Raw genomic sequence first — 12608 nt, forward strand, 5'->3', positions numbered from 1 at the left:
CATGTTAGAAATAAATATGGAATTAGTTCGGAAGCAAATTCGCCTTTGGCTAGAAGAAGATATCGGCACTGGCGATGTCACGACTCTGACAACAATCCCTTTGGAACAAGTATCCAAAGGGATTATCCACGTCAAAGAAGATGGAATCGTTTGTGGGCTTCGCATCGCACAGGAGGTTTTTGCTGTGGTCGATGCTTCTCTTCGTTTTGAAACAAAAGTGGTCGAAGGATCGTCTGTTCATAAAGGGACCATACTAGCTGAAGTGGAAGGCAATACACGAAGCATCCTATTGGGCGAGCGGTTAAGTCTGAATTTGATGCAACGATTGTCGGGGATCGCCACGAAGACGCATGAATTTGTGGTTGCATTAGAAGGCTTGCCCACCAGACTGGTTGACACACGCAAAACAACGCCTGGACACAGATTGCTCGAGAAATATGCGGTGCGCGTTGGTGGAGGTTATAATCATCGTTTCGGTCTCTATGATGCGGTTATGATCAAAGATAATCATATTAAAGGCTCTGGTGGCATTACCCAAGCGGTTCAAGCAGCTCGTCAGAACATTCCCCACACGATGAAGATCGAGGTGGAAGTTGAGAATTTCGAGCAGCTGCATGAAGCGCTTCAAGCGGGTGCTGATATCATCATGTTGGACAATATGGCTCCAGTTCAAATGAAAGAAGCAGTTTCGATAATTAAAAGCAAAGCGCCGCATATTGTAGTAGAAGGGTCAGGTTCCGTCACCCCGCAAACAATTAAAGCAATGGCAGAAACGGGTGTAGACGTGATTTCTGTTGGACGACTGACGTACTCGGTAGCAGCGCTCGATATTTCACTAGATCTGAATGAGCGGAAGGAGACAGTACGATGATTCTCGTTATCGATGTCGGGAATACGAACATTGTGCTTGGTCTCTACCAAGAGCGTACGCTCTTGCATCATTGGCGGGTAAGCACGAATCGGTCGGCTACCGTAGATGAATATGGCATGCAGCTGCACAGTTTGTTCCAACACTCGGGTATTTCCTTTGCGCAAGTAGAAGGTGTCATTATTTCTTCTGTTGTGCCCCCGTTGATGAATGCGATGGAGAACCTCTGCTTACACTACTTGAAAAGGGCGCCGTTTATCGTAGGACCAGGAATCAAAACAGGATTGAACGTTCGTGTGGACAATCCGAAGGAAGTTGGCGCAGATCGCATCGTGAATGCGGTAGCGGCGTTGGAGCTATATGGAGCTCCGTGTATTATCGTCGATTTCGGAACAGCTACAACCTACGATTACATTGATTCCTCAGGACAACTAGTGGGATGCGCCATTGCGCCTGGTATTGGGATCTCCACCGAGGCGTTGTATCAGAAAGCGGCGAAGTTGCCCCGCATTGAGCTGGTTAAGCCTAAAAGTGTTGTCGGTCGGAATACCGTTGCGGCGATGCAAGCAGGAATTATTTATGGGTATGTTGGTCAGGTTGATGGGATCGTTGGACGGGTCATTCAAGAGTTTAATGTAAATCCTACAGTTATCGCCACGGGTGGATTAGCTGAGCTTATTTCCAGTGAGTCACGGACGATTCAAGTCGTCAACCCATTGCTTACCTTACAAGGTTTACAAATGATTTATGAGAAAAATGTTTAGGCTGTATAAGGAAGGACATGGACATGACTGATTATTTAATTCGAGGAACAGCGCTAGATGGACGCGTACGTGCGTTCGCTGTTCAGACGACTCTCCTAACGGAAGAGCTTAGTCAAAGGCATCAAACAACACCAACAGCGACAGCTGCCTTAGGAAGAACAGCCGCGGCGGCTCTTCTTATAGCTGCTATGCTCAAGGGAGAGGAACATCTCATTGTGCAAGTCAAAGGGGATGGCCCGATCGGGCAAATCGTGGTTGATGCGAATGCGAAGGGTGAAGTACGTGGATACGTAGATAATCCTTCGGTAGATCCGCCGCTCAAAGAGAATGGTAAATTAGATGTTGCTGCTGCCGTGGGCACAGACGGTTTTTTATACATAACGAAAGATCTAGGCATGAAAGAGCCGTATAAAGGAAGCGTTCCTTTAATTTCAGGTGAGTTGGCAGAAGATTTTACGTACTATTTTGCTAAGTCTGAACAAACGCCTTCGGCTGTTGCGCTTGGCGTTTTGGTGAATAAAGACCATACGATCATTGCTTCTGGGGGATTTGTGATTCAGTTGCTTCCAGGTTTGACGAATAGTGAGATTGATGAGATTGAAGCGATGTTAGGCCAAATCCCGACTTTCACGAACATGTTAGGCGGAGGACTGAATTTAGAAGAAATTCTACAAACCGTACTTCCCTCCTTCCGTAAGCTTGACGAGATGGACGTCATGTTCAGATGTAAATGCAGCAGGGAGAAAGTGGAATCTACACTGATTTCGTTGGGTAAAAAAGAGCTTCAAGAAATGCTGGAAGAAGAGGGAGTTGCAGAAGTCATCTGTCATTTCTGTAATGAAGCTTATCGGTATGAAGGAGAAGATTTACAACGGATGATTGATCTGTAAGCATGGTAATCTGCTTGATTTAGCTAGTGAACACAGGTGCAAGCAGCAATATGGAAGTAAAAGAGGGAAATAGGATGCGCAATGTAAAGCGATTGTGGGGAGTCATCATCGCGATGGCGATATGTATTCTCGTGCTCGCATCCTTGCTGATCAGTCATGCCATCAACCAATCAGAACCAAGACAATCACCGGAGCCTGAACAGCAGGGTGAGAAGAAGCATACACGAGTTATCGCCAAAATTGGGAATCGTGAAATTACTATGGATGAGCTCGAATCGGCGCTCACACGCCATTATGGCGCAGAGCAGCTAAGTCAAATGCTGGATCGTGAAGTAATTCGCCTAGAGGGAAATGAGTCGGGGATTAAGGTAGAGAGTGCGGAAATCAATCGTGAGCTGAAAAGGATGCAGCAAGGGTACGAGAGTGAACAGCAATTTTATGACTCCATGCAAAGTCAATTGGGAATGTCTGAGCAGGAAATCCAAGAGGATGTATCGAATAAGTTGTTACTTGAGAAGCTAGCAACGGCATCCATTCACATCACAGATACTCAGGTTGATGCATACATAAAGACCCATGCAGATGAGTTTGAACAAGAAACAGAATACAACATTCAGCAGATCATTGTATCCACGAAAGAACAAGCGACGAAAGTCATTGCGGAACTAGCCAAAGGGGAGAGATTCGAGATCCTTGCCAGAGATCGGTCCATTGATGATGCCACCAATAACACTGGTGGTGATTTGGGTTGGATTGAAGGCGATGATCCTTTTGTGGAGGCTCCGATCTTGGAGGCGGCGAAATTGCTGAAGGTTGGCGAAGTCAGTAAGCCCATACCTGTTTTACAAGGTTTTGCCGTCGTATTACTCAAGAATAGACGGGACAAAAAGAACCCGGATCTAGTGTTCATTCGGGAGAATGTACGTAGGGAGCTTGCCTTGCAACAAGCACCTCCATTGAAAGAGTTTGTCGCACAGCTACGCGGTAAATGGAAGGTGAGTGTGTTAGATCAAACGCTCCGGTAAGTGATTGTGAGAAATTGGTTGACAACCTGTAAGTGCATTGTTAAGATTAGTATAATTAATACCGACTAATTAACTCGGAAATCATTTAAAACTTAATCTGGAGGGGAAATATTATGGCAAGATTAGTACAGAGCATTACGGATTTGATTGGAGATACACCACTAGTTCGTTTGAACCGTGTTGTTCCAGAAGGCAGTGCAGAAGTTTATGTGAAACTAGAGTACCAAAATCCAGGTGCTAGTGTGAAAGACCGTATTGCCATCTCCATGATCGAAGTTGCCGAGCAAGAAGGCAAATTGAAACCAGGTGACACAATTGTAGAACCGACGAGTGGTAACACAGGAATCGGGATTGCCTTAGTGGCAGCGGCTAAAGGATACAAAGCCATTCTGGTTATGCCAGAAACAATGTCTTTGGAGAGACGTAACCTGCTTCGCGCTTACGGTGCACAGCTTGTTCTAACTCCAGGAGCAGAAGGCATGAAGGGCGCAATTAAACGTGCGGAAGAACTTCAAGCAGAGAATCCTTCCTACTTCATTCCACAACAATTTAAGAATCAAGCGAATGTGAAGGTTCACCGTGAAACGACAGGACCTGAAATCGTGGAAGCAATCAATGCCCATGATGGAAAACTGGATGCTTTCATTTCCGGTATCGGTACAGGTGGTACAATCACAGGTGCGGGTGGCGTTTTGAAAGAAAACTTCCCGAACATCAAAATTTACGCAATTGAACCTGCGGCATCCCCAGTTCTTTCTGGTGGTAAGCCAGGTCCTCATAAAATTCAAGGTATCGGCGCAGGTTTTGTTCCAGATATTTTGAATACGAATATATACGATGAAATTATTGCCGTTGAGAACGAAGATGCGTTCGAAACTTCACGCCGTGTTGCCAAAGAAGAAGGAATTCTTGGCGGAATCTCCTCCGGTGCAGCGATTTTCGCGGCATTGAAGGTTGCTAAAGAGCTGGGCGCTGGCAAACGTGTTGTTGCTGTAATTCCAAGTAACGGTGAGCGTTATCTTTCCACGCCGTTGTACCAATTCGAAGAGCAATAAGATCGAATCGCACGCCAAAGAGATCAAGCCTTCAGCTATTACAGCTGGGGCTTTTTTTCTTTATAGGGTTGGAGTATACTAATGGACAACGAATTAACGGATTTTAAGGAGCACAAGTATGATTTTAACTACAGTGGAACAATGGCAGGAATGGTCCTCTAGCTACAACATGCTGCCGTATGTAATCAAATTAGGCCTAGCCGATGATCGGATTGCCTCATGGGAAGACGCGTGGAAAGAAGCTTCGCCGGATTCCTTCGTTCTTGAAAGCGGGAAGGGCGGACGATATACGCACTTTGGATTACATCCCTTTTCGACTGTCCGTGGTACAGGCTTGGAAGCTGACATCACAACTCACACGAATTCAACAATATCACGCCTACAAGGAAAGCCACTCGACATCGTCAAGCAATGGATGTCCGCTTATCGTAGTCCGAAAGTCCAAGGTGCGCCCAAATTTGTAGGTGGCTGCGTAGGTTATTGGAGCTACGATGTGATTCGCACCATTGAGAAACTGCCAGAGCAAGCGAAGGATGATCTACCGATCCCTGATTACAGCTTCGCTATGTATGATCAGGTATGGACGCTGGATCACACGGAGAAGAGTCTTTTCATCGCTGTGCATATGCCCGCCCACAAAGGCGCAGACATCAGCGAGCTCTACGCACAGGCGCACGCTCGGGCCGAAGCCATGCTCGTCCGCTGGCACGCGATCCGCGCTGGTAACTGGTCCGGCACACCGCTGAGCGGTGCCGATCAACCCGCGATGGCGCGCGAGCAGCTGCACATCGACGTCGAAAGCATCGCAGGCATCCAGCCTGCCTTTGACAAAGCCGCGTACATGGCTGCGGTGGAGCGCATCCAAGCATACATCTCCCAAGGTGACGTGTTCCAAGTCAACTTGTCGGTCAGACAGAGCCGGCAGCTGCGCACGACGCCGGAGGAGATTTACGAGGCGCTGCGCATCGTAAATCCTTCGCCCTACATGGGCTTGCTGCGCTTCGCAGGCTTCGCCCTTGTCTCCGGCTCGCCGGAGCTGCTCGTGCAGCTCGAGGACGGCATCCTGCGGACGCGTCCGATCGCTGGCACGCGCCCGCGCGGCAAGGACGCACAGGATGATCTGCGCCTAGCCGGCGAACTCATCCATAACGACAAAGAGCGTGCCGAGCACGTCATGCTGGTCGACCTTGAGCGCAACGACTTAGGCCGCATCTCGCGATATGGCTCCGTCCATGTGAAAGACTTTATGGTCATCGAGTACTATTCCCATGTGATGCACATCGTTTCCGAAGTTGTCGGTGAGTTGGCGGAAGGAAAGGACGCCTATGATGTCATTGCGGCAACCTTTCCTGGTGGTACCATTACAGGGGCACCGAAGATCCGCTGCATGGAAATCATTGAAGAATTAGAGCCAGTGCGTCGTGGTCCTTACACGGGTTCGATGGGATGGATTGACTATAATGGCAATATGGAATTTAATATTATTATACGCACGTTAGTAGCGGTTGAGGGGATGGGACATATTCAAGCAGGAGCTGGGATCGTCATAGATTCTATTCCAGAGCGTGAGTACATCGAATCCTTGAACAAAGCCAAAGCGATGTGGAAAGCAATCGAGTATAGCGAGCGGAGCATGAGCCGAGCTTAAGCCCGAGTGGGCAGACGAAAGGGGAGCTTAGAATGATTTTAGTGATTGATAATTATGATTCGTTTACGTACAACCTTGTTCAGTATTTAGGAGAGATTGGCGAGGAAGTCATCGTTCGTCGTAATGACGAAATTGATTTGGCAGGTGTCGAGGCGTTAGCGCCGGACCATATCTTAATATCTCCAGGTCCTTGCACGCCGAATGAAGCTGGAATTAGCTTATCACTGATTGACCATTTTAAAGGGATCATCCCGATTTTCGGCGTTTGCCTAGGACATCAATCCATTGGCCAAGCTTTCGGTGGCGATGTGATTCGCGCAGAGCGCTTGATGCACGGTAAAACCTCGGAGATTTTCCACGACGGGACAACCTTATTCGAAGGGCTTCCGTCACCTTTCATTGCAACGCGTTATCATTCCTTAATCGTAAAAACAGAAACCTTGCCCGATTGCCTAGAAATCAGCGCACAAACAGCTGAAGGCGAAATCATGGCTCTGCGTCATAAAGAGTATCCGATCGAAGGGGTGCAATTCCACCCAGAATCGATCATCACCCAGCATGGACATCAAATGCTGCGTAATTTTCTTCGCCGCACAGCGAAGTCAGGGGTCTAACCGTCGTATGATTATCTCCATCAATGGAACTTTAATTGAAGAAACACAAGCCGTGGTCTCCGTTTACGATCACGGTTTTCTTTACGGGGTCGGCTTATTCGAGACATTTCGAACCTACAACCGCAAACCATTCCTGCTTGCAGAGCATCTTCGTCGTCTAACCGAGGGGTGCTATGAGCTCGGTATCGTTTATGAGCCTAACCTAGAGGAACTAACGCAACGTATCGAGCAACTGCTCCAAGTCAACAATCTCGAGGAGGCTTATATCCGATATTCCGTTTCTGCGGGTGTCGAGGCATTAGGTCTTCCTTCCGGCGACTATACGAAGCCATCAGAAATCGTCTACATCAAGCCTTTACCTCCAAGGGATGAAAATACTTACCTTCATGGCAAAGCACTGCAACTACTGAAGCTGCCACGCAATACACCGGAAGGCTTATATCGGTTTAAGTCCTTTCATTATATGAACAACATTTTGGCTCGAAGAGAGCTTGGGCAGTATGCATGGGCAACTGGGGCGGAGGGCCTTATGCTATCGGAAGATGGCTATGTGGCGGAAGGGATCGTCAGCAACCTCTTTTTCGTCAAAAATAACATCCTATACACCTCATCGCTCGATACGGGCATCTTGCCGGGCATCACGAGAGCGCATGTGATTAATCTCGCACAGCAATTTCAGCTTCCTACACAGGACGGCTTGTACCGTTGGGAAGATCTCGTAGATGCAGAAGAAGTGTTTCTCGTGAATTCGATCCAAGAAATCGTTCCTGTCACCACCTTGTACACACCGAGTGGACAATCTTATACCGTAGGCACGGGATCTCGGGGGCCGATAACGGAACAGTTGATTGGGTACTATGCATTATCACAGTAACGAACAGGAAGTGAACCTTATATGAATGTGTTATCCTGTAGAGGACACGAACTGCCCATTGGTGATCGAACGATCATTATGGGCATATTAAACGTAACGCCAGATTCTTTCTCGGATGGCGGTAGCTACCAACAAGTCGAAGATGCGATTCGCAAAGCCCATCAAATGGTTGCGGAAGGCGCAGACATCATCGACATTGGCGGAGAATCCACACGACCGGGTGCGGCGACCGTCACACTAGACGAGGAACTGCAGCGTGTAATCCCTGTCGTTGAGGCGATTCGCCGTGAAATCAGCATTCCGATTTCCATTGATACCTACAAAGCGGAAGTAGCTAGACATGCCCTAGAGGCAGGAGCCCACATCATCAATGATGTTTGGGGCGGTCAAGCGGATGCCGACATGGCAGCAGTGGTGGCGCAATATGATTGTCCTTTTATCATTACCCATAATCGGATAAGCTCAGAATATGTCGAATTTCTCCCAGAAGTGATCGGGGATCTCCGTCGTTATACGGATCAGGCTTTGCAAGCAGGGGTTAAGCCAGAGCATATCATTCTTGATCCTGGCATTGGTTTTGCCAAATCCTACGAGCAAAATCTCTATCTAATGAACAACCTACGCCCGATCGTAGACCTTGGATATCCAGTTCTTTTAGGCACCTCGCGCAAAAGCGTCATCGGACTCACCCTTGGGCTACCTCCCGAGGAGCGCCTCGAAGGGACGGCAGCAACAGTTGTACTTGGGATTGCGCAAGGGTGTGGAATCGTTAGAGTCCACGATATTCAAGCCATCAAACGGTTAGCTGCTATGACGGATGCCATGTTGCGCAGCAAACTTTAATATATAAGGATTTCGACTTGATATAGCTCACTCTCTTTATTTTAACCCTGGAGGCTTCCCAAATGGACAAAATCACGCTTTCCCGCATGCAATTTTTTGGCAATCACGGTGTGTTCCCTGAAGAAAATACGTTGGGCCAACGCTTCTACGTCGATGTAGAGCTAATGCTCCCTTTAGATAAAGCTGGAAAGACCGATGACTTGACGGAAACGGTTCATTATGGCGAGGCTTTTTTTCTAATCAAAGAGATCGTGGAAGGGCGTACGTACAAATTAATCGAGGCATTAGCAGAAAATATTGCATCCGAGCTCCTGCATACTTATACTAGTATCAATGAAGTGACGGTTCGCGTTATTAAACCGCATCCGCCCTTCGCCGTTATTTTTGACGGTGTTACGATAGAGATCAACCGAAAGCGGGCATTGGAATGACAGCCGAAGATCGAGAACGCACGATTGCTTACGTCGCATTAGGCTCTAACATTGATAAGCGGGAACATTATTTGCAGGGTGCAATCGCAGCGCTGAATGAGGAATCGGGGATAACGGTGACGGGACTGTCCAGCATCTATGAAACCGAGCCTGTTGGCTATGTGGATCAATCTGCTTTTCTAAATATGGTTATTCAAATTCATACTGATTTATCGCCTGAAGTGTTACTGGCTACCTTACTAGCCATCGAGAACAGTTTGGGTCGGACGCGTGACTTACGTTGGGGACCCCGAACAATTGACTTGGATTTGCTCCTGTATGGTGATCATCAGCTTATGACCCCCGACTTGATCATTCCGCATCCGCGGATGCATGAGCGGGCTTTTGTATTAGTGCCCCTCTCTGAGGTTCTCTACGCGCGGCAGGACGCTCTATTTGAATCTATCTCTGCACACTTGGAGAAACTGGAAGGAAAGGAAGGCGTCATCCTATGGAAAAAAGCTCAATAGCACAGCGCATTCGCGCTTTTCGTAAATTAAAAGGCTATACGCAGAGTGAATTGGCCGATTTGTTAGGCGTATCTATTGCCATCTTAGGGGCGATTGAACGAGGAACACGCAAGCCAGACAATAAAATGATTCATAATATCTCGCAAGTTCTTAACATAGAACCCGATGAATTAGTCGCAGTAGTTGTGAAATGAGAGGAGTGGAATCTTCGGTGCTGAAAATAGGAAATGTCGAAGCTCCCAATAAAGTTGTATTAGCCCCAATGGCGGGCGTGTGTAATCCAGCGTTTCGATTAATTGCCAAAGAGTTTGGTACAGGCTTAGTCTGTGCGGAGATGGTTAGTGATAAAGCGATCGTCCACGGTAATGCACGCTCAATGGAAATGTTGTATGTGGATGATCGTGAAAAGCCATTGAGTCTCCAAATTTTTGGAGGCGACACGGAGACATTGGTTCAAGCGGCTAGAATTGTTGATCAACATACGAATGCGGATATTATTGATATCAACATGGGATGCCCAGTTCCCAAAATCACGAAATGTGATGCGGGCGCTAGATGGTTGCTCCAACCAGATAAAATCGAAGCCATGATCGCGACAGTTGTTGCCGCTGTGAGTAAACCTGTTACGGTGAAGATGCGTATTGGTTGGGACTCGGAACATATTTATGCTGTCGAAAATGCGAAAGCTGTCGAAAGAGGCGGCGGCAGCGCCGTTAGTGTTCATGGGCGTACACGAGAGCAGCTGTATACGGGCAAAGCTGATTGGGATATCATCCGCGAGGTGAAGCAAGCACTTTCGATTCCGGTTATTGGTAACGGTGATGTCGTCACACCGGAGGATGCCAAGCGCATGCTGGATCAAACGGGTGTAGATGGCGTAATGATCGGACGTGGTGCGTTAGGTAACCCATGGATGTTGTATCGTACAGTGCAATATCTGGCCAATGGTGAACTCCCGCCGGAACCTTCGGCAGAAGAGAAAATCCGCATCGCGATTTTGCATATGGATCGACTAATTGCCCTCAAAGGTGAGCATGTTGCCGTGAAGGAAATGCGCAAACACATGGCTTGGTACCTCAAAGGCATGACGGGAGCAGCCCGTGTGAAAGACATCATTATGGAGACAGAGAAACGGGATGAAATGGTTCGTACATTGGACGCTTACGTCGAGCAACTTGCGACGAGTTCCTTGTCTGGGACAGCCGAAGAATCAGCCGTGCTGCATTAAAAACATCCCACAATGGTTGACATTGACATTTTGAAACCGTTGCAATATAATCAGTCAATATTAATGTGTTCCTGCATATATTGAAAGACTAACGAGTAAGCAACTTATAATGAAACGTGAATTCATACTACTTGAATCAGCTCTATAAAGACCCAACTCCTAGCAGGAAGCATCGATTCAACGATATGAAAATCTTTCACATGACGGGAGATCAGTTGGCAATGGCTGAAAAAGAGGTCATTCTTACACCAGTAGGGCTACGGAAATTAGAGGATGAACTTGAACATCTGAAATCCGTGAAACGCCGGGAAGTCGCGGAAAGAATTAAGGTTGCCATCGGTTATGGCGATATTAGTGAGAATTCCGAGTACGAAGACGCGAAGAACGAGCAAGCCTTTATTGAAGGAAGAATCATTACATTAGAAAAAATGCTGCGCAATGCGCGGATTATTAATAACGATGATGTCGATATTAACACAGTTAGTGTTGGATCGATTGTTACGCTGAAAGACTTGGAATATGGTGACTTGGTAGAATACAACATTGTAGGTTCGGCTGAATCCGATCCGTTGCAGAATAAGATTTCTAATGAAAGCCCTGTGGGTAGAGCTATTCTAGGCAAGCAAAAGGGCACCAACGTTGATGTTGTAGTACCTGCTGGCGTCATTCAGTATCAAATTATTGATATTAAAAAGTAGCGTGCAGCCGCAAGCCTTTTGGAAAGCTTCCCTCAGGAAGCTTTTTTCCGTTCACAGCCCTAAACCAATTCGTAGGAGATGAAAAACATGAGTCAGGAACTAGAATTAAATGAATTGCTCGTTATCAGGCGCAACAAATTGGACGAGCTTCGCGGTCTTGGTGTCGATCCATTCGGCGGCAAATTTGTAAGAACGCATTCAGCGGGAGATATTCTTGCTGCTTATCAAGAGATGAGCAAAGAAGATTTAGACGAAGCGAACGTAGTGGTACGTATTGCTGGACGTATTATGCAGAAGAGAAGTATGGGTAAGGCTAGCTTCGCACATCTGCAAGACATTACTGGGAAAATTCAAATCTACGTGCGTGAAGATGCGCTAGAAGCGAACATATATAAAGCTTTTGATATACTTGATCTAGGCGACATGGTAGGGGTGGAAGGTGTTGTTTTCAAAACGAAAACAGGCGAAACCTCTATTAAAGTGAAATCACTTGAGGTATTGACGAAATCTTTGCTTCCATTGCCGGATAAATTCCATGGCCTTAGTGATGTTGAGCTTCGCTACCGTCAACGTTATGTAGACCTGATTATGAACCAAGATGTTCAGAAGACGTTTATTCTACGTTCCAAAATCATTCAATCCATGCGCCGTTATTTAGATTCCTTGGGCTATTTGGAAGTGGAGACACCAACATTGCATTCCATCGCTGGTGGGGCCTCTGCACGTCCATTTAACACACATCACAACGCGTTGGATATGCAGCTTCATATGCGTATTGCTATTGAGCTTCATTTGAAGCGTCTTATTGTTGGTGGGCTGGAGAAAGTTTATGAAATCGGCCGTGTATATCGCAATGAGGGGATTTCTACGCGCCATAACCCTGAATTCACGATGATCGAGTTGTACGAGGCGTATGCCGACTACAAGGATATCATGAAGTTGACAGAAGAGCTTGTTGCTCATATCGCGCAAGAGGTGCTTGGGCAGACAACGATTCCTTATGGGGACCATGAGGTTGATTTAGCTGTAGGTTGGAGACGTGTCTCCATGGTTGATGCGATCAAAGAAGTCACGGGTGTAGACTTTAGTGTTCATATGACGAATGAGCAAGCGCATGGTTTGGCCAAAGAGCACAAGGTTTCTGTTGAGCCGCATATGACA

The 12608-nt window shown here is 47.1% G+C and carries 15 protein-coding genes (1 of these 15 running past the window's edge); all 15 read left to right on the forward strand.

From position 1 onward, the window contains the following. Position 1: 1 nt before the first annotated feature. Positions 2-871, forward strand: a complete 870-nt coding sequence (gene nadC, locus ACSQ8P_RS01130) for a carboxylating nicotinate-nucleotide diphosphorylase (RefSeq protein WP_436233532.1) — start codon at positions 2-4, stop codon at positions 869-871. Next, complete coding sequence (locus tag ACSQ8P_RS01135) at positions 868-1632, forward strand: type III pantothenate kinase (RefSeq protein WP_056617913.1); 765 nt, start codon at positions 868-870, stop codon at positions 1630-1632. Before nadC ends, ACSQ8P_RS01135 begins: the two co-directional genes overlap by 4 nt. A 23-nt stretch (positions 1633-1655) precedes the next feature. Further along, positions 1656-2522, forward strand: a complete 867-nt coding sequence (gene hslO, locus ACSQ8P_RS01140; RefSeq protein WP_436233533.1) for an Hsp33 family molecular chaperone HslO — start codon at positions 1656-1658, stop codon at positions 2520-2522. 74 nt (positions 2523-2596) lie between these two features. Next, positions 2597-3547, forward strand: a complete 951-nt coding sequence (locus ACSQ8P_RS01145) for a peptidyl-prolyl cis-trans isomerase (protein ID WP_436233534.1) — start codon at positions 2597-2599, stop codon at positions 3545-3547. Between the two features lie 113 nt (positions 3548-3660). Next, entirely contained in the window at positions 3661-4602 is a 942-nt protein-coding gene (cysK, locus tag ACSQ8P_RS01150) for a cysteine synthase A (RefSeq protein WP_436233535.1), read from the forward strand. A gap of 118 nt (positions 4603-4720) precedes the next feature. After that, complete coding sequence (locus ACSQ8P_RS01155; RefSeq protein WP_436233536.1) at positions 4721-6250, forward strand: anthranilate synthase component I family protein; 1530 nt, start codon at positions 4721-4723, stop codon at positions 6248-6250. A 32-nt stretch (positions 6251-6282) separates the two neighbouring features. Continuing rightward, complete coding sequence (pabA, locus tag ACSQ8P_RS01160; protein WP_436233537.1) at positions 6283-6864, forward strand: aminodeoxychorismate/anthranilate synthase component II; 582 nt, start codon at positions 6283-6285, stop codon at positions 6862-6864. 7 nt (positions 6865-6871) lie between these two features. Beyond that, positions 6872-7738 carry an aminodeoxychorismate lyase gene (gene pabC / locus ACSQ8P_RS01165; RefSeq protein WP_436233538.1) on the forward strand — a complete coding sequence of 289 codons (867 nt, stop codon included), beginning with the start codon at positions 6872-6874 and terminating at the stop codon, positions 7736-7738. A gap of 21 nt (positions 7739-7759) precedes the next feature. Further along, positions 7760-8581 carry a dihydropteroate synthase gene (gene folP, locus ACSQ8P_RS01170; RefSeq protein WP_436233539.1) on the forward strand — a complete coding sequence of 274 codons (822 nt, stop codon included), beginning with the start codon at positions 7760-7762 and terminating at the stop codon, positions 8579-8581. Between the two features lie 62 nt (positions 8582-8643). Continuing rightward, complete coding sequence (gene folB, locus ACSQ8P_RS01175; protein ID WP_436233540.1) at positions 8644-9012, forward strand: dihydroneopterin aldolase; 369 nt, start codon at positions 8644-8646, stop codon at positions 9010-9012. Beyond that, positions 9009-9521, forward strand: coding sequence for a 2-amino-4-hydroxy-6-hydroxymethyldihydropteridine diphosphokinase (gene folK, locus ACSQ8P_RS01180; RefSeq protein WP_436233541.1), 513 nt, complete (start codon positions 9009-9011; stop codon positions 9519-9521). Before folB ends, folK begins: the two co-directional genes overlap by 4 nt. Continuing rightward, entirely contained in the window at positions 9503-9715 is a 213-nt protein-coding gene (locus tag ACSQ8P_RS01185) for a helix-turn-helix domain-containing protein (RefSeq protein ID WP_436233542.1), read from the forward strand. Before folK ends, ACSQ8P_RS01185 begins: the two co-directional genes overlap by 19 nt. Positions 9716-9732: 17 nt before the next feature. After that, positions 9733-10749, forward strand: coding sequence for a tRNA dihydrouridine synthase DusB (dusB, locus tag ACSQ8P_RS01190; RefSeq protein ID WP_436233543.1), 1017 nt, complete (start codon positions 9733-9735; stop codon positions 10747-10749). A 221-nt stretch (positions 10750-10970) separates the two neighbouring features. Continuing rightward, positions 10971-11447, forward strand: a complete 477-nt coding sequence (greA, locus tag ACSQ8P_RS01195) for a transcription elongation factor GreA (protein ID WP_056617876.1) — start codon at positions 10971-10973, stop codon at positions 11445-11447. An 87-nt stretch (positions 11448-11534) separates the two neighbouring features. Then, a protein-coding gene (lysS, locus tag ACSQ8P_RS01200; protein WP_436233544.1) for a lysine--tRNA ligase crosses the window boundary here: on the forward strand, positions 11535-12608 show its 5' portion. It continues 423 nt past the right edge of the window; 1074 of the gene's 1497 nt are visible here — the first part of the coding sequence; it begins with the start codon at positions 11535-11537; the stop codon falls past the right edge of the window.

It is taken from the genome of Paenibacillus sp. LjRoot153, from assembly GCF_964253085.1.
Taxonomy (GTDB): domain Bacteria; phylum Bacillota; class Bacilli; order Paenibacillales; family NBRC-103111; genus Paenibacillus_E.